Genomic DNA, 23021 nt, shown 5'->3' with positions numbered 1-23021 from the left:
CTTATTTCGGCAGCGGCGTGGACACGCCCTTGACGTGCCAATTCATGGCAATGATTTCGGCGTCGGCCATGGTTGCACCGGATGCGACACCTTCGCTGCCGTCTGCCTTGATGATCGGCCCCGTGAAAGGCGAGAAGCTACCGTCGGCGATCTTTGCCTCGATCTCCTTGATCTTGGCCATCACGTCAGCCGGAACATCCGGGCTCCAGTCGACCACTTCGACGACCTTGTCGGCGACGCCGAGGAACGCATTGGCGCCCTTGAACGTGCCGGCGAGATGGGCGTCGACCGATGCCTTGAAGAACGGCGACCAGTCCGTCGAGATGCATCCAAGATAGGTTTTCGGCGCATATTTCTTCATCGAAGAGTTGAGGTTGAAGGCGTAGACGCCGGCTTCTTCGCAGGCCGAGATGACAGACGGCGTGTCCTGGGCGTTGGAGAAGATCACGTCGCATTTTTGCGCGATCAGCGCCTTGGCGGCCTCCTGCTCCTTGGCCGGGTCGAACCAGGAGTTCACCCAGACGACCGAGACTTCGATATCGGGCTTGACGGCCCGGGCGCCGAGGGTGAAGGCGTTGATGGATGTGATCAGTTCGGGAATGGCGAAGGCGGAGACGGAACCCAGCTTGCCGGTCTTGGAAAGTGCCGCGGCAGCCATGCCGAGCAGATAGGTGCCCTGGAAATATTTGGCGGCGAAAGGCGAGAAGTTCGGAGCAACCTGGAAGCCGGAGGCGTGCAGGACCGTGACGCTCGGATCGCGGCGGGCGATCTGCAAGGCGCCGTTCTGATAACCGAAAGAGCCGGCGACCAGGAACTTGTTTCCGTCGGCGACGGTCTTGTTCATGATGCGGTCGGCATCCGGGCCTTCCGCGATATTCTCAAGCACGGTGATCTTGACCTTGTCGCCGTAAGCAGCCTTGATCGGCTCGAGACCGGCGGCAAGTGCATGTCCCCAGCCGACGTCGCCGATCGGCGACGGGACGACGAGCGTGATGCCGAGCGGCTCGTCGGCGGCCAAAGCAAGGCGGCTGCCGAGCACGCCGGCAAGGCCGGTGGCGGCAGCGGCCGTCATCAGGTTTCTGCGGGTCAATTTGGTCATGTTCTCAGTTCCCTCTTTTGGTTTTTTAGAATTCCACGGTGGATAGTGCGGCCTCGGCATCGGCAGCCAGCTTGGCCTCGTCGAGACCGGGAAATTCGCCCTTCTGCCAGACGATGCGGCCATTGATCATGGTCATGTCCGTCGCCATACCGATGCCGACGCGGGCAATCAGGCTCAGCGGATCGTGCCGCGTGCCGACGTAGTCCATGCGCCGGGTGTCGATCGCAAACAGGTCGGCGGCCATGCCGGGCGCCAGCCGGCCGATATCGCGCCGGCCGAGCAGGCTGGCACCCCCTGACGTACCGTAGCCGAGGAAATCGACCGGCGGCGGCACGGGATGGGCGCGGCCGGAGGCGACGAGGCACTGCAGCATGTAGGCGGAATGCAGGCAGTGCATCAGGTTGGAATTGTCGTTGGAGGCGGCGCCGTCGCAGCCGAGGCCGATGCGCAGGCCGAAGGCGGCCATGGCGGGAATGTCGGTGACCTCAGCGCCGACGAGATAGACCGGTTCCGGGCAATGCGCGACACCGGTGTCGCTGGCGGCCATTGTCCTGAGTTCGTCGTGGGTGAGCTCCCAGCAATGGGCATAGAAGGCATCGGCCCCGGCAAAGCCAAGTTCTTGCAGATAGTCGACCGTGCGCATGCCGTGGCGAGCCTGGATGACCGGGCTTTCGCCTTCGCCGACATGGGTATGCATCATGACGCCGCGATCACGCGCCAGCGCCACCGATTCCACGAAGGTCTCGCGGTAGCAGTTCACCGGCTGGCAGGGCGCGACCACGACCTGGCGCATGCTGAAGGGGCTCGCATCATGATAGGTGTCGATCAGCCGGGCGCAGTCGGCGATGAACTCGTCGGTCGTTTCCAGCATCTCGTCCGGGATGGTCGAACCTTCCGATTTCGGCAGGGTGTTGCCGCCGCGGCCGGCATGGAAACGCATCCCGAGCAGCTCGGCTGCTTCGAACTGACGGTCGATCAGCCGCTTCCCGGCGTGCCGGGGGAAATTGTACTGGTGGTCGAAGGCCGTGGTGCAGCCATGCTTGATCATCTCGGCCATCGCCGTGACGGAGGAGTGATAAAAGCACGCCTCGTTGAGCTGCGAAAAGATCGGGTAGATGCGGTCCAGCCACTCGATCACCGAGAGCTTCGTCCAGTCGAGATCGGCGCGGTTGCGCACGAAGCACTGAAAGAAGTGATGATGGGTGTTGACGAGGCCCGGATAGACAAACCAGCCGCCAGCATCCTGCACGGTCGTGCCGGCAGGCAGTGCGTCCGCCCCCAGATTTTCGCCGATCGCCACGATCGCCGGACCGCTGGTCAGGAGATCGACGTTGCGATGGACGACCGGTCCCTTGCCCTCGTCGACAATCACGGCCGCGCAGTTCTTCAGGAGATATCCAGCCATCTCACGCCTCGCCCGGTTCGATATGAGGTTCGGGCTTCAACTCGTGCAGCCGGTGAATACCTGGCATCTCGATAAATTTGTCGAGGGCGCGCAGCGCCCGGGACCAGAGCCGAACCACAGGATAAGCATCCAGCGTGACGCCCCCATCGGGCGCCAGCGCCACGTAGGGAAAGCAGGCGATGTCGGCAATTGTCGGCCGGTCGGCGGCGAGGAAGCGCATGCCGCGAAGACCCTGCTCGACAAGCCCGGCTTCAAGCTCGCGAAGGGCGGCGATGCCCAGAGCCTGCAGCGCGCCGATATCGCCGGGACGCAGCAGCATTTCATGGAGCCGCGCTGCCCCGAGGCTTGCCGTCAGCCGGCCGGAGAACGACAGCCATTGCTGCATCCGCGCCGCTTCCTCGGCCTTGCCGCTGCCGAGCCATTCGGGTGCTGCCTTGGCGGCGAAATAGACAAGGATCGCCGACGATTCCGTCAGGATCAGGTCGCCATCCTCCAGGATCGGAATGGAGCCTGCCGGATTGAGCGCAAGCAGTTCTGGCCCGCGATGCTCGGCGCCGGGATGGAAATCCACCGGCCGCAGGTCAAGCTTCACGCCGGTCAGCGCCGCCATCAGGCGCACCTTGTAGCAACTGGGCGAGAGAATGTAGTCGTAGAGCTTCATAGCGCCACCAGCTGTGCGCCGTAGGTATAGTTGTGACGCTTCAGCCAGCGCCGGTAGGCGATCGATGTCAGATCGGCCCGCGTCGGGATTTCCATGCCGGGGTCGAGCGGCAGCAGCCGCGGAATCTGGTTTTCGAGGATCGAACGATCCTGCAGAAAGATCGTCTGCTGGAAATGAATGAGGTCGGTCATCGCGGTCTCGTCGTCGAAGAGCGCCATCCACGGCCAGACGTCGCAGAGGTCCTCGGCCAGCGGCTGCACGAAGAGCGTGATGACATCCCATTCGCTCGGGCGAGGCGGGCAGGTCTTGTAAAGCACGGAGCAGGTCGGCGCCGGCACGCGGTACATATATTCCGTCGTGATCCCGCCGCTTGCCGACTTCGAGGCCTGCGGCTGGTAGAACTTCACCTGCGTCGCCCAGACCTCGTCTTCTTCCTCGCGGATCGCGACCTTGTAGTTCTGGACCTCCGTATGCGGCTCTGCGCCGAGAATATCGGTGTGGACGAAGGGGAAATGGGCGATGTCGAGGAAGTTCTCGACGGCACGCAGCGGCGAGCAGCGCACCCGCACCACGCCGACATCGACGAAGCGGCGACCGGGCTGGTCGGCCTCGGGAATGGGAAAAAGTTCCTTCTTCGGCTCGCCGAGGGAGGACCAGACATGGCCGTAACGCACGCGCACCGGCAGAACACGGCCATCTACGCCCGTCACCTTCGCACTGCCGTCGGAATCGCGCGCCACTTCGATCGGCTCGCCCATCAACGCCGTCTTGCGGCCGGCACTGTCGAGCTGGCTGAAAAGCCCGACCGGATACCATTCGTCGATCATCGCCTGCATGGTCATTACGCGATCTCCTTTTTTTGAAGATCCTCAGCCCGGCGCCGCAGGCTTTCGGCGGCCCGTGAAGCGCCGATACCCGCGGCAGGGCCGGCTTCACCCTTCAGCAGCACATGGATCAGCGTCTGTCCGTCTTCTTGGGCGGATAATAGCAGACAGACGGCTCCGGTGGCTGCGTCGATCTCGACAAGACCATCAGGGCTCGCCCTGCTGCCGGCCGCCGCCTCGATCGCGGCGATGCCGGCGAACGCTGTCAGGGAGCGCAGGGGAATGAGGCCCTCGAGCCTCGGCGGCTTCGATGTGGGCGTACCCACGGCCACCCAGATCACGCTGCCCGCTTCCTCGACATCATGGGTGGCGACGCGGATGGTTTCCGGCGGCATCAGCCCCGGATGGGCCGGGATGCGGAGACAGTTTCCGGCCTGGCCATAGCTCCAGCCGTGATAGATGCAGGAAAGCGCCTCGCCGCGCACGAAGCCGTGAGACAAGCGCATGCCGCGGTGCGGACAGCGATCTGCCGATGCCGATATGCGCCCCGAAGCGCTGCGCCACAGGGCAATCGATCCGGCGGCCGTCCAAGCCGGCATCACGGTTCCGGCCGGCAAATCCCGGGAAAGGGCGACTGGCGTCCAAAAGCCCGTCGTATCGGAAGGCATGACTAGAATTCCCAAACAAAACCAAATGCTTGCCGATCAAGTCCAGCATCGGCGCCGAGGCTATTCCGCCGCAACCTTATCAGGTTTGCATAATTATTTCGCATTGGCAATATTGAGTAAATAATATGCACCGATGAAATGCGCGAGAGCCCGGACTAGGTCCTTTCGCCGCTGATCGCCGTTCGATCTATCCTCTCGACCCACACGTCGATAGGCCCGAGAGAGCATCCCATCTCCAGCATGTCGATCAACTCCTCCGGCCCAGCAACCTCAAGTTCGATCCGCATGGAACTCGTATGAGATACGGTGTGCGAGAGGCCAAGCTTGGCGGCATGACGCCTGATCCAGGGAACGAAGGAGGCAACCTCCAGATCACCGACAATCGTCATCCGTTCTAGGAGGTAGCTTGTATCTTGTCCCATGCTCGCCCTTGTTTTCCTACACCATAGCGCTTGAATGAACTTCGGGAAGCGGTCGCCGTCAAGGCGAGAATATGGCGTCGGAGTTTCCTTTGCAAAGCCCTGCGGTACCAATTCCCCGGCACCGTAAGGCTGCTTCGGAGCAACTCAGGCTCCGTGATGGCGCAGCCTAATCGGGCGAGCGACCGTCCGTAAGCATTGCGACAAAGGCCGTGACTTTGGGAGTGCGGAACCGAGCTGCCGGATAGACGACATAGATTCCTCCGGCCGGCAGGCTCCAGTCCGGCAACAATCTTGTCAATCGGCCGGCGTCTATATGCTCTCCAGCCAGAAAATCCGGAAGCACGGACATGCCTGCTCCAGCAAGCGTGGCCGCGAGAACCGCAGGCGTCGAATTGCTCATGAGGCTCTGCTGCATCCGCACAGTCCGCCGATCGAAATCGCCCTGGATAAACCTCCAGACCACCGGCTCCTTGAGGGCCAGGTTGGCGATAAACGGCTGGCCCGCCGCATCCTCTGGGCTATTCAAATTGAGCGTGGAGGAGAAGCTGGGGGACGCAACAAGAAACTGCCGGAACGAACCGATCCGTCTCGCTTGATGACTGGAGTCATCGAGCCAACCAACGCGGATCGACAGATCGATCTGATTGGCGAGCAAATCCATCTTCGTATCGGCGAGCAGAAGCTCCACCCTGCAAGCGGGGTACTTCTGGATAAACGCCCCAGCAATCGGAGCGATCGCGCTCGCACCATAATCGTTGGGCGCAGCAATGCGTAGCATGCCGGTCGGCTCGGCATTTGCGCGGGTGATTTCACCGACCGCGTCCTCGGCTTCGCGGAAGATCATGACGCAGCGCGCGTAGAGAAGCTTGCCGGCCTCAGTCGGCTCGACGCGTCGCGTTGTTCTGAGGAGCAAGCTGGTTTTCAACTCAGCTTCCAGCCGGGCAACCTGCTGGCTGACGACCGTCTTTGTGATCGCGAGGCGCTCGGCAGCTTTCGTGAACGAGCCGGTATCGACGACGGCTGCGAAATAGGCAAGCCGATTGAGGTTGACAGCCTCCATGACCTTCTTCCCCTTGATTGTAAGTTTTTGACATACATTCTGCCACATTTAACAATATTTATCACTCAATAGAAGTGCGCTATCTGTTGCCCATCGCTTCAAGGATGGTCCGAAATGCATCTTACCTATCTCTACGATCCGCTTTGTGGCTGGTGTTATGGTGCGGCACCGGCGCTCGACAAAATGGCCAGGCTCGACAATCTCACCGTCGAGCTTGCGCCGAGCGGACTCTTCGCGGGCGAAGGCGCGCGGCCGCTGGATGAACGTTTCGCAGCCTATGCCTGGCATAATGACCAGCGGATCAACCGGCTCACGGGACAGGTCTTCAGCCAGCTCTATCGCGATCAGGTTCTCGGGGGCGCGGACACTATGTTCGACTCCGCCCCTGCGACGCTCGGGCTCATTGCGGTCGGGCTTACGCAACTCGACAGAGAGCGCGAAGCTCTGACGGCACTTCAAATCGCCCGTTATGTTGACGGCCGCAACACCTCGGAGATCGCAGTCGTGGCCGACGTTCTCGATCAGGCTGGGTTTTCCGATGCGGCCGCTCGTGTCCGGGCTCCGGACGAGGTTCTGCTCGACGCCTACCGCAACAGGATCGGGAAGTCCCGCCAACTGATGGATGCATTCCGCATGGATGGTGTCCCGGCGCTATTAGTCAGCGACGGCGACAAGCGCCGCGTGCTGCGCAGCGATGCCTTGTTCGGCGGCTTTGACCAACTTGCTGCCGAGCTTCAGGCGGCGTGATCGTTCATTGTCAGCAGACCGTTCCATGAACTACCGACAAAGCCTGCCGGGGGGAACACTCACGGCAGCAGAAAATCGAAACTGGCGATCATCGGAGACAACCATGTATTCAAGGAGAGAAATCATGAAAACCACCCTCGCAGCCGGCGCGGTGGCCGTTTTCGCACCTGCCGGTCTCGGCAACGCAGCCGGATCAAAGCTGGCCTGGAAGCACTTCCCCGCCGGCCAGAATGGCTTCTTTCGCGCTCCGGTGCTGCTGACCGGCCCCAGCGAAGCGTTGCTGATCGACGGCGGCTTCAGCTATCCCGACGGCCATGCGCTGGCGGAAGCCATCAAGGCCACGGGCAAGACACTGACCGCGATTTATGTCAGCCAGTCCGATCCCGACTATTACTTCAGCCTCAAGCCGGTCCTCGAAGCCTTTCCCGGCACAAAAGTGCTGGCCGCCTCCGATACGATTGCAGCGATCAAGGGCAACGTCGAGAAAAAGCTTGCCGTTTGGGGACCGCAGCTCAAGGAGAACGGCCCGCAGACCCTTGCAGACATCGTCATGCCCGAAGCCTTCGACGCTCCAAGCCTCACAGTCGATGGTGAGACCGTCGAGATTGTCGCGGCCGAGGCGGGGTTAGGCAATCGCCGGTACCTGTTCGTGCCGTCGCTGAATGCTGTTTTCGGGGGCGTCATGATCTTCTCGGGCGTTCATGTGTGGACGGCCGACACCCAGGCACCGGAGCAGCGTGCCGCTTGGGTGGCCACCCTCGACAAAATCAGCGCCCGCAAACCGACGATTGTCGTTCCCGGTCACATGATGCCGGAAGCGGCAACCGATCTGTCCGCCGTCGAACACACGAAGAGCTATCTGCTCGCTTTCGAGGAAGAGCGCGCCAAGGCCGCCGATTCCGCCGCGCTGAAGGCCGCCATGGAAGCCCGCTTCCCGGGTCTTGGTATGGGCGTTGCGCTCGACATAGGCGCCAAAGTCGCCAAGGGAGAAATGAAGTGGGGCTGAACAGCCGATCTTCAAACTGATCCGAAGGGCCTGGGAGGGCCCTTCACCTCCGGGAAGGCCGCAAAAGTGGTGATGCAGTCGTCAGGTCCGCATCTCATCAAGGCGTTCGATCCTTTGACAAACTTTGCCAAAATCGGTTATATTGCCTTCAAATGGAGGTTATCAATGGCCACGATGAACGTATCTCTTCCAGGCCCGATGAAGGATTGGGTGGAGGCCCAGGCCAGGACCGGGCGATATTCGAATGCTAGCGACTACGTGCGCGACCTGATCCGACGCGACCAGACGCGAAACGACAAGATCGCCGCCATGCAAAGCTTCGTCGAGGCCGGGCTCCAAAGCGGTGTCGGCGTTCGATCAAAGGATGAACTCTTTGCTGAGGCGATGGCTCGTACCAGCAAGTCATGAGTTTTAGGCTTTCTGCCGAAGCGGAAGAGGACATCATTGCGATCGCCGAGCAAGGTGTGCGTCTGTTCGGGGCAGGCCAAGCAAAGCGATACCACGATGAACTTTTCGCATTATTTGATCTGATAGCTGCCAATCCACGCATCGCGCGCGAACGGGATGAGATCGATCCGCCCGTTAGAATTCATCCCTTCAAAGCGCATCTAATCGTTTATCGGATCGAAAATGATGAAACAATTTTTGTAATACGAATTCGCCACGCGCATGAAGACTGGGCAACTGATTCAATTTAGCGCACCTCGGATGGAGCTGTGGGATTTGGTGTGTCTCAGGTTTCACAGCGCAGGCGCAAGGGTTGTCATTCCACCGCGCTCGAATGCGGTTGAACGCCCAGGCGTCCTGCCAGAGAGACGATCACATCGCATCCATGCAGATAGATGGCCGGCTGAAATGGCAGGCATCTACCGGCTATGGCAAACGAGCTTTGGCTGAAACCGCGATGAGTCGATACAAAGGCATCATTGGACCGCGTTTGCGTACTCGATCATTCCTTGCTCAACAGACAGAGGCTGCAATCGGCGTGGCCATCCTGAACCGAATGCTCGCTTGCGGACGCCCAAAATCCGTTCGTTGCCAAGCCTCGACGGCAGCAACCAAATAAGCGGGTCGATCAAAGACCAAATTCCGCACATTTGCTGATCCCCGCACCAACGCCTAGTCGCAGTAAAACCTATGCCTCCGGCAGATTTTGGCCGGTCTCACAAATTCTTGAACGCGGCGCGGTTATCAAGGCCCGATGCTTGCCCCATATGCGCAGCCACGGAGGCGGACAGCACACGATGCTCAAGACGAAGCCGGTGCGGCTCCGTTAATGAACCAGCGAGATGCAGCAATGTCATTCAAACCGCTACTTGGTGACGGACGGATTCGGAGCCAGGAGGAGAGGTCTGAGCCGCTGCAAACGGCGTCATGGGCCGGATCGTCGATCGTTTTCGACAATCGGCGGTGGGCGTGCCGGGAGGCGGAACTTTGCTGGACAGCTCCTCATCATTTGGTCGTCCTGACCGAGGAAGGCGGAACGTCTCAAACGTGTATCCGGCATGAGGCAAAATCCGTGTACAACGGAAAGGATCGCCCCGGGGCGCTCACCTTCGTGCCCGCGGGTGCCGAGCGATTCGGCTTCTACCGGAACGTGGACCTGACGTACTCGGCCTTATGGATCGATCCCGACGCCAGGATTTCAGGATGTGAAAACTTGGGGGATTTGCGGATCCTGGTGAACAAGAAAGACTCGGTCATTGCCACTCTCGTGGGCTCGCTTCGAGACGAGATGGCGCTCGGCCATAAGCCGGACACCGCCTATGTCGAGCATCTGGTCGCCCTTGTTGGCCACCGCGTGGCAATCCTGAACAGGGAGCACAACCCGGTTCAGGGCCACGGCTGCCTCAGCCGTCGGGCGCTTGGTCGCGTTCGGGACTATATTGATGCACACATGAATTCCGACATTTCGCTGAGCGCACTGGCAGCCGTCGCAGATATGGCCGTCGACAGTTTCGCACGCCGCTTCAAAGCGACGACCGGCCTTGCGCCCTATGCATATGTGATCGAGGAACGTGTGTGGCGAGCAGAGACGCTGCTACGCGAAACAGGTTTGTCGATCGGCACCATTGCCTTTCGGCTCGGCTTTTCAAGTCAGAGTCACTTCACAACGACATTTCGGCGCCTCAGGGGCATGACCCCTCGGGTCTATCGGATGCATTTTCCTCCGGGATCCTGACATTGCTGCCGATTTCCTGAAAGAAAGCCGCAGCACGCCTCTCCACATCCAGTATCGATGAGTAGCAGCATCCGAGACGCTCGCTATCGGGTCGGTTGCTGTCAACGTTCTTCATTGCGATTGGGAGATCATGCATGGCTGAAACAGACCACAGGAAGGGGCCGACGCGTCGAACAGTATTGCAAGGCGGAGTCGCGACCAGCTTGCTCCTGGCAACCGGGATGCCGGTTGGCGCCGAGCAGGCGGACACCGCCACGGCCGCCGCATCGCCCACGCCAACACCGACCATGCCGATGTCCTTGCGAATCAACGCGAAGGACTTTGCGGTTGAGCTCGACCCGCGCACGACGCTGCTCGACGCCTTGCGCAACCATCTCGGCCTCACCGGCTCGAAGAAAGGCTGCGACCATGGCCAGTGCGGTGCATGCACGGTGCTTGTTGATGGGCGCCGGATCAATTCCTGCCTGACGCTTGCCGCAATGCACCAGGGCGACGAGATAACCACCATCGAGGGCCTTGCCGAGGGCGATCAGCTGAACCCGGTCCAGGTCGCCTTCATCGCCCGCGATGGTTTCCAGTGCGGCTACTGCACGCCAGGCCAGATCTGTTCCGCGGTCGGCATGCTGAGTGAAGCCAAGGAAGGCTGGCCTAGCCATGCGAGCGCCGACGTGGCAGCGGCTTCCATCGCTCTCACCGATGCCGAGATCCGTGAGCGGATGAGCGGCAATATCTGCCGTTGCGCTGCTTATCCGAACATCGTCGCCGCGATCCGCGACGCGGCAGGGGAGGCGTGAGCAAATGCAATCTTTCACTTATCAACGCGCGGAAAGCGTCGAGGAGGCGGCCACTGCGGTTGCGACCCGGCCGGACGCCAGGTTCATCAGCGGCGGCACCAACCTTCTCGACCTGATGAAGCTCGAGATCGAGCGGCCGGCACATCTCGTCGATATCAGCCGCTTGCCGCTCGATCGGATCGAGGAAACGGATGAGGGCGGGCTTCGGATTGGTGCTCAAGTCCGCAACAGCGATCTCGCCGCCGATCCAAAGGTAAGGTCACGCTATCCAATGCTCGCGCAAGCACTGCTGGCGGGAGCTTCCGGCCAAATCCGCAACAAGGCCTCGACCGCCGGCAATCTCCTGCAGCGCACGCGCTGCCCCTACTTCTACGACCGCAACATGCCTTGCAACAAGCGCGAGCAGGGTTCGGGCTGTGCGGCGCTTCAGGGCTTCAATCGCACGCACGCGGTACTCGGCGCGAGCCAAGCCTGCATCGCGGTCCATCCCCCGGACATGGCGGTCGCCATGTCCGGGCTGGATGCCAGGATCGAAACTATATCGTCCGGCAGCGAGACTCGCACGATCCCGATCGGCGATCTCCATCGATTGCCCGGTACGACGCCTGACGTGGAGACCGTGCTCGACCATGGCGAGATGATCGCCGCTGTTACCCTGCCGCCAATACCACCTGGCCGTCAGGTCTACCGCAAGGTGCGCGACCGAGCGTCCTTCGCCTTCGCGCTGGTCTCGGTGGCCGTGATCGTCGAGAAAAGCGGCGACCGCATCCGAAGCGCCCGGATCACCATGGGCGGCGTGGCAGCCAAGCCTTGGCGCGCAACGGCAGCCGAGCAAAGGCTCGCGGGAGCGGCGACGTCCGATGCCGCCATTACCGACGCGGCTGAGGCAGCACTCGCCGGAGCTGTCGGTCATGGCGGCAATGATTTCAAGATCCCGCTGGCCAAACGGACAGTACGGTACACGCTCGCCGCCGCCGTCGAAGGTGCATGAGGTGATGCGATGACAGAGACGATGACCCCGCACGGCTGTTCTCAGATGAAGGCCACTAACAGGAGATCGACATGAAACTTACGCGACGCGCCTTTGCCGCCTCGGGTGGCGCCCTTTCGTCTCTGCTGCCGCAGCTTGGGGCGCCACATCCGATCCGGGAGCTCGTCGCGTGCTTGAGGCCGCCGTCGACGCCTTCTTTGCCGGCTGGGCTTCCGGCGATTGGACGGCATTCCTCGATTGTTGCGATGAGACGATGACCTTCCAATTCCCCGTCGGCGAACAACGAGGTCGGCACGGACCGCCCGAGGGCAAGCAGGCACTGACAGCCTGGACCGCCGCGCATCAAGCGCAGGGAAACAGGATCACGGAATCGACAGTCGATCTCAAGCTCTTCGCCGCCGACTGGGTCATCGTCTGCGATCGCGGCAGCGGGACAATCGGTGGCGCGCAGTACACTGGCCTGCATGCGATCTTCATGCAAGCCGGCTCGACAGGGAGGCTGGTCGAGTTTCGCGAGTATTTCGGCGAAATCGCCGCGTGAGTTCCGGCGGCGATGAACATGAAAGTGCGAGGAAGAGGCGTCGTCGCGGCCTCCATGTCTCCGAACGCCAATATGAAAACCTCGAGGTCAGTTATGAACGAGACCAAACCCGGACTGCCCGCCGATTCGACCGGCTCCGCCACCCATTCGAGGGTGATGCCTCGCCCCGATGCCGGCTTCATCGGCCGGCCAATCGACCGTGTCTACGGCCCGCTCAAGGTGACGGGGCGGGCCACCTACGCCTATGAGCATAGGTTGGACGGCCTGGCCTATGGCTATATTCTCGGCGCCGCCATTGCCAATGGCCGCATCGCCGAGATCGACACGGCCGAAGCCGAGCGGGCGCCGGGCGTGCTCCACGTCATGACGCACCGCAACGCGCCGGCCCAGCCGGATTTCGGCGCGGCCGTCACGCCGACCGTGCCGGAAGTCTTCACTCGCGCCCGGCCAGCCCTCAACAGCGACCGGGTGCGGTACTATGACGAGCCAATCGCGCTGGTCGTAGCAGAGACGTTCGAGGCGGCACGTGCCGCGGCGGGCCTCATCGAAGTGCGCTATGACGGGGCTCTGGGTCGATACGATTTCCGGACACGCATCGCCGACGCCTATAGACCAAAACGGACCAATGCCGGCCTGCAGACCGACAGCGTGATAGGCGACTTTGATAGCGCTTTTGCGGCGGCTCCGGTCAAGATCGACGCAACCTACCGAACGCCGTTCGAACATCACAATCCAATGGAGCCTCATGCGACGCTCGCCGCATGGTCGGGCAACGAGTTGACGATCTACACGTCGGCGCAGACCCTGGCGAACTTCCGGTCGGGCGTCGCCAGCACGCTCGGCATCGCGCCGGAGCGCGTGCGCATCGTCAGCCCCTTCATCGGCGGCGGCTTCGGCAGTAAGTTGATCGCCCATTCTGACACGATACTGGCCGCGCTCGCGGCGCTGGCCCTGCAGCGCCCGGTGAAGATCGCGCTTACACGACAACAGATGTTCGCCAATGCCGGGCACCGCGCGGAGATGATCCAGCAGGTGCGTCTTGGCGCGGACAATGATGGCCGTCTCGCCGGGATCGCACACGACGTATGGTCCGCGACATCCAGCTTCGAGGAGTACTGCGAGCAAACGGCAGCCTTTACCCGCTCGCTCTATGCGGCGCCGAACCGTATCACTCGCCACCGGCTGGTTCCGCTGGATATCAACCGTGGTGAGTGGATGCGCTCGCCCGGTGAAGCACCCGGCATGCTGGCTTTCGAATGCGCCATGGATGAGCTCGCCGAGCGGCTCGGCCTCGATCCGATTGAACTCAGGATCCGCAATGAACCGGCGCAGGATCCCGAACGCGGCGTACCCTTCTCCACCCGCAACCTCGTCGCCTGCATGGAGGAAGGCGCGCGTCGCTTCGGCTGGCAGCGCAGAAACCCGACACCGGGCCGTGTTCTGGAGGACCGCAAGCTCATTGGCTACGGCATGGCGGCTGCGATCCGTCCGAACTACATCGGCGCGGCGACGGCGCGGGTCGCAATCGACCGCGACAGCCAGGTGACGGCTCGCCTCGACATGACCGACATCGGCACAGGCACCTATACGATCCTGACCCAGATTGCCGCGGAGAACCTCGGCCTGCCGATCGCGTCGGTCAAGGTGAAACTCGGCGACAGCCGCTTCCCGCGCACCGCCGGCTCCGGCGGCTCCTGGGGTGCGGCAAGCGCGGGGTCAGCGCTGCACAACGCGTGCGACGCCCTCAAGCAGCGGATCCTGGAGGAGGCGCGGACGAGCGAAGCTTCGCCCTTACACAGTGAGAATGCCACCGAGACGAGATTTGCCGACGGCGAGGTCACGGTCGGCCAAAGGTCGGCAAGCCTGGTCGATCTCATCCGCAAGATCGCTCCCGACGGGTTCGAGGCCGAAGGCTCCGTGGCCGGGGGCGCTACCACCGAGTCATACAAGGCCTACTCCCAGCATTCCTATGGAGCCCATTTCGCCGAGGTTGAAGTCGATTGCGATACCGGCGAGATCCGTATGCGCCGCATGCTGGCTGTAATGGCCGCAGGCCGCATCCTCAACGCCAAGACCGCGCGCTCGCAAATCCTCGGCGGCATGACCTGGGGCATCGGCGCGGCGCTTATGGAAGAGACCGTGCTCGATCCGCGCTTCGGCCTCTTCGTCAATCACGACCTTGCCGAGTATCACGTCCCGGTCAATGGCGACGTTACAGCGATGGAGGTCGTGTTCCTCAAAGAACATGACGACAAGGCCAACCCGCTCGGCGCAAAGGGCCTCGGCGAGCTCGGCGTCTGCGGTGCGGGCGCTGCCGTAGCCAACGCCGTCTACAATGCGACCGGGGTTCGGGTACGCGAATTTCCCATCACCTTGGACAAAGTGCTGCCTGCCTTGCCGTTGACTTCCATTTGATGCCGGAAAATCGATCTCGCCATCACCGTGCTGGTCGCGAATTGCCGTGACCTCATGTGGTTGTGCCAATCGTCGAAGTGATCGCCGCGTTGGCGGCGCAGCCAGCCAGCGCTTTGTCCAGATCAAGGCGCGGCCGGCACGGTACAAAACCAGGGTCAGGGCTCATTTCGCTCCAACAGTTCCATAATTCAGCTTATGCCATTTTACGCAATCTATGATTGCTTAATCTTCGACTGGCTCGTCGTGCGAAATCCAGCAAAACGACTGATAAATAACGATAATATCAAAAAAATTTTCGTGCAGATACACGCGTGAGAGGATTCAAAACTTTCTTCGTTTCCTCAGCCGCTATAACGCAGGAGGCACAGAAGCCCGCTGCTGGCTGAAAGCCGGGGCCGCCGAGATGACGATGACCTAAGTGGAGGGCTAACGAAAATAGTTGATCGCTGCTCTCATCTTTAGTACCGAGCTATCACCCGGTTAAAGGATGTCACGTGGCCATACTCCCGATGCAAGATCTGCCTCGAACGGCTGAAACTTTTGTCGCCGAAAACATAGGCCTTTTGATAGAGCGGAACGAAATTCTCTGCGACGTCAGTCTTAAATTTCCGGCAGGAGAAGTTGTCGCACTGGTCGGCCACAACGGCTCCGGCAAATCCAGTCTTCTCAAAATGCTGGCGCGCCAGCTTGCCCCGAGCACTGGGTCGATCTCTTACGGGAACCAGGATCTGAGGATGTATAGCGAACGCGCCTTTGCGCGTTCGGTCGCATATCTGCCCCAGGATGTCACGACTGGATCGGAAATGACGGTCCGCGAGCTTGTGGGATGCGGTCGTTATCCGTGGCACGGAGCACTCGGCCGCTTCACCAAGAACGATGAAGCGAAAGTCGAAGAAGCCCTTCGAGCCACGCATATAGAGACGTTCGCCGACCGTATCATGGGAACACTATCGGGCGGCGAGCGGCAACGTGCCTGGATTGCGATGCTGATCGCCCAGGATGCTCGCTGCCTGTTGCTCGACGAACCGACTGCGGCACTCGACGTTGCTCATCAGGTCGAGGTGCTCTCACTTGTCCGACGCTTGGCGCATGAGGGTGGAAGGAGTGTCGTCATCGTTCTCCACGACATCAACATGGCCGCTCGCTTCTGCGATCGGATCCATGCATTGAAACGCGGTCGCGTGGTTGCCAGCGGAACGCCGAGCGCGATCCTTGCGCCGAACACCTTGCAAGAGATCTATGGGATCGACATGAATGTGATCTCCGCGCCCAACCTGCCCTATCCGCTCGCCTATGTTTGCTGAGGCCGGCCGATCAATGGGGGTTTCGCGGCGCTCCTTTTTGCAGTTCGCGGCGGCCTCGCTCATTCCAGCTCCGCTGTTTGCACAGTCGATGGGCCCAAGGATCGTCAGCCTCGACTACGGCCTTGCGTCGACTCTTTTATCGCTCGGATTGCCGCCAGTCGGGATTTCGGACCTCGCCGATTGGGACAAATGGGTTGTCGAGCCGCCGATGCCAAAATCCGTCGTCGATATCGGCAGTTCGTTCGAGGTCAATTTTGAAATTCTCGTCACGCTCAAGCCCGACATTATCTTGACCACACCTTACCTGGATGAGCTGTTGCCCAAGCTTCAGTCGGTGGCGAAAGTCGTTCGGCTGGAAATCTTTACGCCGGGCATCGGACCTATTCTTACCGCTGCCATCGCGGCGACGCGCAAATTGGCCGTTGAGCTTGGCCGTGAGAATGAAGCAGAGCAGTTCCTCGCGCGAGCCGACATCTTCTTCGAGCAATGCCGCAGTCGCCTGGTGGGCAAGAACCTGCCGCCGGTTGCGCTGGTGAATTTCATGGATGCCCGCCATGCCCGCATCTACTCGACTCCCGGACTGTTCCACAACGTGCTCGAGCGCATCGGCGTCCGGAACGCCTGGACCAGAGAGTCGAATTACTGGGGCTTTGAAACGATCGGGATTGAAGATCTCTCCAAGATCACCGATCCGGACGCACGTCTGATCGCCTTTGACCCCGTTCCTCCGGACGTTCTTCCGAAACTCGCTCAGAGCCCGCTGTGGAACAGGCTTGCATTTGCGCGTCCAGGCCATCTGTCGATTCTGCCGCCAGCCCTGATGTTTGGGATGGTGAACGAGGCCATGCGTTTCGCAGGCCTTTTGACAGATCTTCTGGAAAAGGAAGCTTGATGGTTTCCCGCCGCGACAATATCGGGCCAGCAATTGTCTTCCTTCTCCTGATGTGCGGTGGAGGCGTGGCGTCGTGGTTTCTTGCCGCTCCTGCGCTGTCGGAAATGGCTCGACCGGATTACGATGTCACGCGAATGGTGTTCACCTATTCGACGCTTCCCCGCCTTGCGACGGCGCTGATTGCCGGAGCCGCGCTTGCCTTGTCCGGGGCGCTGTTTCAGCAAGTTTTGCGAAACCCGCTCGCCGATCCTACCACCCTCGGCGTGTCGGCCGGAGCAAACCTGGCGCTGGTGGTAACATCGCTGTTTCTCCCCGACTTGCTTGGCGCGGGCCGTGATCTTGTCGCTCTGATCGGCAGTGCGACCGCTGCTGTGATTGTCGTCAGCCTGGGCGCGCGCCGCGGTTTTTCGCCTTATTCGCTTGTTCTGTCGGGGCTGGTTCTCAGTCTTTGGTGCGGCGGCCTCGCTGCCATCCTGACCTATTTGAACCAACGCTACCTCTCGAGCCTGTTCATCTGGGGCGCCGGCTCGCTGGCACAGCAAAGCTGGGTCATTCCCCTGTCGCTTCTTTGGAAGTTGGCTGTCATCGCCATCGGCTGCGCTTTCGTGATGAGGCCGCTTTCGCTGCTCGATCTCGGCGAGAGCAGTTCCACGGCACTCGGCGTCCGATTGGTCCGGCTGCGTTTCGTTGTCGTTGCCCTTGCCGTCGCGCTTGCTGCATTTGTCACGAGCGCCGTTGGGGTGATTGGTTTCATTGGGCTGGTCGCGCCGACGATTGCACGATTGTCCGGAGGACGGCGCCCCGCGCAGCTCATCCTCTGGTCTCCACTGATTGGCGCCGGACTGCTGCTCTTCGCCGACTCTATCCTGCAACTCGTCGCCGGCGGACTTGGTGATTTCTTGCCGACGGGGGCAGTAACAGCCATCTTCGGGTCGCCGCTGCTTCTCGCGCTCCTGCCGCGGCTCAAAATCCGTCATAGGCTACAGCAATCGCCGGCGTTCAGACGGCCACGTCGATGGGATGGAAGCGCACCCGTCATCGTCGCGGCCGCCGGCCTGCTCGTCCTGTTGATGGTCAGCGCTTTCCTCGGACGCGACGTCAATGGCGGCTGGGCTTTTACATCAGGCGAATTTTCGGTCGATGTTCTTGCGATCAGGATACCTAAAATCCTCGCCGCCCTGGCATCGGGCGCGATGCTTGCGGTTGCGGGCTCGATCCTTCAGCGGCTGACCGGAAACGAAATGGCAAGTCCCGAAGTTCTGGGAATCAGTGCCGGCGCCACCTTCGGTGTTGCAATTGCCCTCTTTGCCGTCGCTCCAGGGTTTTCGGGACAATTTGCATTTGCAGTGGCCGGTGCGATCAGCGTTCTTTTTGTCATCTTCGTCAGCTCCCGGCGATCCGCCTTCGCGCCTGAACGTGTCTTGCTGGCGGGCATTGCCTTAAGCGCGATGGTCGATGCCGTCGTCGGCGTGTTGAGTTCGACGGGAGATCCGAGAGCAGCTCTGCTGATGCGGTGGATGAGCGGGTCCACCTATCTGATCGAGGGGCCGACTGCCGCAATGGAGGTGGCGCTCGGCGCCGTGCTGGTTGCCGTCTCGCTCGCCGTTCGCCGCTGGCTTGACATACTTCCGCTTGGGCCGTCGCCTTCGGCGGCGGTCGGCATACCCTTGGCGAAATCGCGATTTGCGCTTTTTGGCCTCGCAGGATTGTTGACGGCCGCCGCGACGCTCACGGTTGGCCCACTGTCATTCATCGGCCTCATGGGACCTCACCTTGCGCGGGAGGCGGGATTGGCGCGCGCGCTGCCGCAAATGGTTGGCGCCGCTCTGATCGGAGGGGGACTTATGGTCGCGGCTGACTTCGTCGGCCGCACGATCGTATCACCCTACCAGATCCCGGCCGGTCTTGTTTCCGCACTCATCGGAGCGCCGTTCTTGATGTTGATGATGCGGAAGCGCGGCGTCAGCTAAGGGAGTTGCCCGCGCAACACCATCAACGATCTCATCTTGGCGTTATGCCGGCAGGTTCGAACGGCGGATAGGATTTGACCGGCGGAGGTCCCAGGTCCCAAGACCGACGGAGCGGATCATAGGGCTCGTCGGACATGACGGCGTGCGGCCCGAAAATGCTGGCGGAGACCGGTCCGCCTAGCGCGAAGCGTATGCGGTGCCTAGCCTGGGTCCAGGAAAAGCTGCGGCCGCGGGCGAAGGAAGCTCCGGCGACCATTTTTCCACCCGGCGCTCGCCGGCGCGATTGTCGCGACGGCATCGGCAGCCGAAGGAGCGTCGAAGAGGACGATATCTGCCGCGCCGCCGATCGCAATGCCGTAAGCCTTTCTTCCCAGGAGGGTGGCAGCTTGTGTCGTGATCATGGCGAAGACGCCGTCGAGGCCATCGGGAGTGCCGATCTGGGCGATGTTGGCGTAGAGATTGGCCATGCGCATCAGGTTGACGTCGCCGAAGGGCGTGAACGGATTCAGGACATTGTTGGTGGAGATGGTCGCGACGACGCCGAGCCCTGCCAACCGGTGAGCGGGTGTCACGCCGCGCGGCACGAGATGGGTCGAATCACGGCCGGTCAGGAAGAGATCGGTGGCCGGCAGGACGGTCAATGCGATGCCGGCCTCGGCGAGACGGCGGCCGATCGGCTCCAGTTCTTCCGGCGGCAAAGCAGAGAGCTTGGTGACATGGCCGACCGAGACGCGCCCTTGGTACCGGCGCGCGACGGTCTCGGCGATGACGACAGGGAGATTCGAGCCTGCGGGGTCGAGGTCGAAATCGAGGTGGAAATCGACGGCGACGTCGTGGCGCATGGCAAGTGCGAAGATGCGGCGGATGTGTTCGGCCGGCTCCGGATCGGTGTAGGGGCAGCCCCCCACCAGATCGGCACCCATTTTCATCGCCTGTTCGAGCATCTCCTCCGTGCCGGGATCGTTCGTCAGACCTTCCTGCGCGAATGCGCAGATTTCGATGTCGATGAGGCTGGTATAGTCGGCCTTCAATTTTCTGATCGCCTCAAAGGAGCGGAAGCCGGCGCGCGGGTCGATCTCAACGAAGGTGCGCAGCTGAGTGGTGCCGTGGACGACCGCCTTTTCGATGACCGCGGCAGCGCGGGCATAGACATCTTCCTCGGTGAAGGCCGTCTTGGCCCTCGAGGTCTCGCTGACGGCCTCCGCGAGTGTCCCGGTGCAGAGATTGCAGCGGCTGATAATGCCGGCCTTGTCGAGGTGAATGTGGGTCTCGATCAGGCCGGCGCAGGCGAATTTCCCTCCGGCATCATGGTGCGGCGCGTCGCAGACGAAACCAGGTGCGATTGCCGCGACGCGGCCTGCGTCGAAGGCGATGTCGGTCGGTTCGGTCAAGCCCGCCATACGGACATTGCGGACGACGAAATCGATCGCCATGTGGCCTCCTCAGACCGACAGAAGAAAATTGCGGGCGACGCGGTTGTGATCGGCAATCAGCGCCTCGATATCGACACCCTCCGGCATGCCGTCGGTGACGCGCCATTCGCCTGCGATCATGACGCGATCAGCCGTGGTGGCGCCGCAGAGCACCAGGGCTGCCAGCGGATCACCGGCACCGGAGAAACGCAATTCGTCGAGCTTATAGAAGGCCAGGTCCGCCTGGCGGCCCGGCGCGATGATCCCGATGTCGTCGCGACCGAGCAGCCTTGCCGAGCCAGCGGTTCCCCAACGCAGCGCGTCGAGATGGGTAACGGCTTCGGCGCCATAGGTCAGGCGGTTCAGCATCAGGGCATGACGCACGCTTTCCATCAGGTTGGAATTGTCGTTGGAAGCCGAGCCGTCGACGCCAAGGCCGACTGGCACTCCCGCGGCTTCCAGCTCGCAGGTGCGGCACATGCCTGATGCAAGCACCATGTTGGAGGTCGGGCAATGGCAGATGCCGACGCCGTGCCGGCCGAGTTCGACGATCTCGGCATCGTCGAAATGAATGCCGTGGGCGAGCCAAGTGCGGGCACTCAGCCAGTTGCAGCGGTCGAGATATTCTACCGGCGTGCAGGCGAATTTCCTGCGGCAGAATTCTGCTTCCGCCCTGGTCTCGACCAGATGGGTGTGAAGACGGCAATCGTAGCGTTCCGCCAGTGCCGCTGTTTCGCGCATCAGCTCCAGCGTGACGTCGAAGGGCGCGCAGGGCGCAAGCGCCACCTGCGTCATTGCCCCTTCGGAGCGGTCGTGATAACGCCTGAGTACACGCTCGCTGTCGGCGAGGATCACATCGTCGTCCTGCACGACATTGGCCGGCGAAATCACGCCTTGCTGGTCCTTGATATTGAGACTGCCCCGCGTCAGCGTGATGCGCATGCCAAGGCGAGCCGCCTCCTCGGCTTCGACATCCATCGCGTCTTCGAGGCCGGCGGCATAGAGATAGTGGTGGTCGGAGGTGGTGGTGCAGCCGGAGAGGAGGAGCTCGGTCAGCGCAAGACGGACGGCAAGACGGAAGGCTTCGGGCGTCATGTGTCGTGCCCAGATCGGATAGAGCGCGCGGATCCACGGCCAGAGCGACTTGTTGATCGCGGCTGGATGGGCGCGCGTCAGCGTCTGGAACATATGGTGATGGGTGTTGATGAGACCGGGGATGACGACATGGCGGCCGGCGTCAAAGTGTGCATCGACGGGGGTCGAAGGCTGCCGTCCAGCTGCGACCAGCTCGACGATGCGGCCATTCTCGATGACGATACCTCCTTCGGCGCCTTCTGCCATGATGGCGAGCGGCGATTGGATCCAAAGTCGGCTCTTCATCTGCGGTGCTCCCATGCGCCATACATTGATAGAAAAATCAGACGACGAGCCGGCCCCCGCGGGCGATAATAGTGCCGCCGCGAAAGACAGTGCGATCGAGGGGACGGGCAGCGACGGCTTCTGCCAGCGACGCTGCGGGCAAAATAACAAAATCAGCAGGTGAGCCGGCCTGGAGCGGGCCGACGGGACGGCCGAGGATTTCGGCCGGCGCCTGCGTCGCCAGGCGGAAGGCCGCCGCCAGATCCTCATCCGAACGGAAATCCTGGCGATCGCAGAGGATGCCGACACGCTCCAGCATGTCGCCATTGCCGAACGGCGACCAGGCGTCGCGGATATTGTCATTGGCGCAGAAGATCCGGACACCGGCGGCGGCAAGCCGCTTGACTGGTGGCATCGGCACGGCTCCTGGCGCGCTGGTCATGATCGCCACGCCCGATCTGGCGAGTGCGGCGGCAGTGCGGCCGAATTCGGCATCGTCCAACTCGCCGAGGCAGAAAGCGTGGCTGACGACCACCTTGCCTCTAAGGCCGAGTGCTGCCGTGCGATCGGCGATCTGGCGAAGTTCGAAGGCGCCGAGTGCACCGCCGTCATGCAGATGGATATCGAGCCCGACACCGTATTTGCCGGCGACGTAAAAGATCGCATCGAGATGGCCGGTCACATCGTTGTCGATCCCGGCGGGATCGAGGCCACCGACGAGATCGGCGCCGGCGGCGATCGCCGCATCGAGCAGCCCGGCCGTGCCAGGATCGCGCAGCACCCCGGATTGCGGGAAGGCAACCGTCTGGATATCGACGAGATGACCATGGCTCTGCTTCAGCGAGAGGACGGCCTCGAGGCCTTTCAGGCCAATTTCGGTATCGATGTCGACGTGACTGCGAACGGAGAGCGTGCCATAGGCAGCGAGCCTATCCAGCAGAGCACCACCGCGGGCTTCGACCGGCAGCGCCAGCGTGCGCCGCAGGGTTTTCTCCGCCTCGATGCGCTTGGCGACCGTATCGCCCGGAATATGCGAGATGAATGGCAAGCCAATCAGCGTCTTGTCGAGATGAATATGGCCGTCGACGAAGGGAAGGCAGAGCAGGCCGCCGGCAGCATCGAAACGCGGCACTGCGGGGTCGATGCCGGCGGCCGCGTTCGGGCCGATCGCGGCGATCCGGTCATTGTTCAGAATAAGCGAGACGATCTCGCCGGCTTCTGTCCTGGCGTTTTCGACTACGAGGCTCGGCGTCATTAATTCTTCCATCA

The 23021-nt window shown here is 61.8% G+C and carries 22 protein-coding genes and 2 pseudogenes; 13 read left to right on the top strand and 11 right to left on the bottom strand.

Annotated elements, in window-relative coordinates:
• Position 1: 1 nt before the first annotated feature.
• The 7 genes from ACIPSK_RS09665 to ACIPSK_RS09635 all read right to left on the bottom strand — a co-directional run bounded on the left by ACIPSK_RS09665 (position 2) and on the right by ACIPSK_RS09635 (position 6139).
• A complete protein-coding gene (locus tag ACIPSK_RS09665; RefSeq protein WP_162117546.1) occupies positions 2–1099 on the bottom strand; it encodes a BMP family ABC transporter substrate-binding protein in 1098 nt (365 codons plus the stop codon).
• Positions 1100–1124: 25 nt separating this feature from the next.
• Positions 1125–2504 (bottom strand): amidohydrolase, encoded by a 1380-nt coding sequence (locus tag ACIPSK_RS09660; RefSeq protein ID WP_162117545.1) that lies wholly within the window; start codon positions 2502–2504, stop codon positions 1125–1127.
• 1 nt (position 2505) lies between these two features.
• The gene (locus ACIPSK_RS09655; RefSeq protein WP_162117544.1) at positions 2506–3165 is read right to left on the bottom strand and encodes a glutathione S-transferase family protein; all 660 of its coding nucleotides are present in this window, start codon (positions 3163–3165) and stop codon (positions 2506–2508) included.
• Entirely contained in the window at positions 3162–4007 is an 846-nt protein-coding gene (locus ACIPSK_RS09650) for an aromatic ring-hydroxylating oxygenase subunit alpha (RefSeq protein ID WP_162117543.1), read from the bottom strand. The genes ACIPSK_RS09655 and ACIPSK_RS09650 overlap by 4 nt, the downstream gene beginning before the upstream one ends.
• Positions 4007–4657: a Rieske (2Fe-2S) protein gene (locus ACIPSK_RS09645; protein ID WP_162117542.1), complete on the bottom strand. Its 651-nt coding sequence runs from the start codon at positions 4655–4657 to the stop codon at positions 4007–4009. The genes ACIPSK_RS09650 and ACIPSK_RS09645 overlap by 1 nt, the downstream gene beginning before the upstream one ends.
• A 155-nt stretch (positions 4658–4812) precedes the next feature.
• The gene (locus ACIPSK_RS09640; RefSeq protein ID WP_162117541.1) at positions 4813–5079 is read right to left on the bottom strand and encodes an acylphosphatase; all 267 of its coding nucleotides are present in this window, start codon (positions 5077–5079) and stop codon (positions 4813–4815) included.
• A gap of 166 nt (positions 5080–5245) precedes the next feature.
• Positions 5246–6139, bottom strand: coding sequence for a LysR family transcriptional regulator (locus ACIPSK_RS09635; protein WP_162117540.1), 894 nt, complete (start codon positions 6137–6139; stop codon positions 5246–5248).
• Positions 6140–6253: 114 nt separating this feature from the next.
• Between ACIPSK_RS09635 and ACIPSK_RS09630 the strand changes: the two genes are divergently transcribed.
• The 13 genes and pseudogenes from ACIPSK_RS09630 to fhuB all read left to right on the top strand — a co-directional run bounded on the left by ACIPSK_RS09630 (position 6254) and on the right by fhuB (position 18981).
• On the top strand, positions 6254–6886 hold the full coding sequence (locus ACIPSK_RS09630; protein ID WP_162117539.1) for a DsbA family protein: 633 nt from the start codon (positions 6254–6256) through the stop codon (positions 6884–6886).
• 103 nt (positions 6887–6989) lie between these two features.
• A complete protein-coding gene (locus ACIPSK_RS09625) occupies positions 6990–7892 on the top strand; it encodes an MBL fold metallo-hydrolase (RefSeq protein WP_162117664.1) in 903 nt (300 codons plus the stop codon).
• Positions 7893–8057: 165 nt separating this feature from the next.
• Complete coding sequence (locus ACIPSK_RS09620) at positions 8058–8300, top strand: type II toxin-antitoxin system ParD family antitoxin (protein WP_017968613.1); 243 nt, start codon at positions 8058–8060, stop codon at positions 8298–8300.
• Complete coding sequence (locus ACIPSK_RS09615; RefSeq protein ID WP_017968612.1) at positions 8297–8590, top strand: type II toxin-antitoxin system RelE/ParE family toxin; 294 nt, start codon at positions 8297–8299, stop codon at positions 8588–8590. The genes ACIPSK_RS09620 and ACIPSK_RS09615 overlap by 4 nt, the downstream gene beginning before the upstream one ends.
• Positions 8591–8633: 43 nt before the next feature.
• Positions 8634–8958, top strand: a pseudogene (locus ACIPSK_RS09610) (IS5/IS1182 family transposase); the annotation flags it as partial.
• Between the two features lie 231 nt (positions 8959–9189).
• Positions 9190–10074, top strand: coding sequence for a helix-turn-helix domain-containing protein (locus ACIPSK_RS09605; RefSeq protein ID WP_446532921.1), 885 nt, complete (start codon positions 9190–9192; stop codon positions 10072–10074).
• Positions 10075–10208: 134 nt separating this feature from the next.
• The gene (locus ACIPSK_RS09600) at positions 10209–10868 is read left to right on the top strand and encodes a 2Fe-2S iron-sulfur cluster-binding protein (RefSeq protein ID WP_026154611.1); all 660 of its coding nucleotides are present in this window, start codon (positions 10209–10211) and stop codon (positions 10866–10868) included.
• Between the two features lie 4 nt (positions 10869–10872).
• Positions 10873–11859, top strand: a complete 987-nt coding sequence (locus ACIPSK_RS09595; RefSeq protein ID WP_446532920.1) for an FAD binding domain-containing protein — start codon at positions 10873–10875, stop codon at positions 11857–11859.
• Positions 11860–12028: 169 nt separating this feature from the next.
• Positions 12029–12400, top strand: a complete 372-nt coding sequence (locus tag ACIPSK_RS09590) for a nuclear transport factor 2 family protein (RefSeq protein ID WP_162117536.1) — start codon at positions 12029–12031, stop codon at positions 12398–12400.
• 93 nt (positions 12401–12493) lie between these two features.
• Complete coding sequence (locus tag ACIPSK_RS09585) at positions 12494–14815, top strand: xanthine dehydrogenase family protein molybdopterin-binding subunit (protein WP_162117535.1); 2322 nt, start codon at positions 12494–12496, stop codon at positions 14813–14815.
• A 509-nt stretch (positions 14816–15324) separates the two neighbouring features.
• Complete coding sequence (locus ACIPSK_RS09580; RefSeq protein ID WP_222280619.1) at positions 15325–16119, top strand: ABC transporter ATP-binding protein; 795 nt, start codon at positions 15325–15327, stop codon at positions 16117–16119.
• 13 nt (positions 16120–16132) lie between these two features.
• The gene (locus tag ACIPSK_RS09575) at positions 16133–17011 is read left to right on the top strand and encodes an iron-siderophore ABC transporter substrate-binding protein (protein WP_162117530.1); all 879 of its coding nucleotides are present in this window, start codon (positions 16133–16135) and stop codon (positions 17009–17011) included.
• Entirely contained in the window at positions 17011–18981 is a 1971-nt protein-coding gene (gene fhuB / locus ACIPSK_RS09570; RefSeq protein WP_162117529.1) for a Fe(3+)-hydroxamate ABC transporter permease FhuB, read from the top strand. The genes ACIPSK_RS09575 and fhuB overlap by 1 nt, the downstream gene beginning before the upstream one ends.
• A 46-nt stretch (positions 18982–19027) precedes the next feature.
• On the opposite strand, the pseudogene ACIPSK_RS09565 reads toward fhuB, so the two are convergent.
• The 4 genes and pseudogenes from ACIPSK_RS09565 to ACIPSK_RS09550 all read right to left on the bottom strand — a co-directional run.
• Positions 19028–19192: pseudogene (locus ACIPSK_RS09565) on the bottom strand (alpha/beta hydrolase); the annotation flags it as partial.
• Positions 19182–20414, bottom strand: a complete 1233-nt coding sequence (locus ACIPSK_RS09560) for an amidohydrolase family protein (protein ID WP_162117528.1) — start codon at positions 20412–20414, stop codon at positions 19182–19184. The pseudogene ACIPSK_RS09565 and the gene ACIPSK_RS09560, both read right to left, overlap by 11 nt.
• Before the next feature lie 9 nt (positions 20415–20423).
• Positions 20424–21773 (bottom strand): 8-oxoguanine deaminase, encoded by a 1350-nt coding sequence (locus ACIPSK_RS09555; protein ID WP_162117527.1) that lies wholly within the window; start codon positions 21771–21773, stop codon positions 20424–20426.
• Positions 21774–21810: 37 nt separating this feature from the next.
• Positions 21811–23007: an amidohydrolase gene (locus tag ACIPSK_RS09550; protein WP_162117526.1), complete on the bottom strand. Its 1197-nt coding sequence runs from the start codon at positions 23005–23007 to the stop codon at positions 21811–21813.
• Positions 23008–23021 lie beyond the last annotated feature (14 nt).

The sequence above is a fragment of the Rhizobium sp. LARHSG275 genome (assembly GCF_052871115.1).
This window is presented reverse-complemented; position numbering and strand designations above follow the sequence as displayed.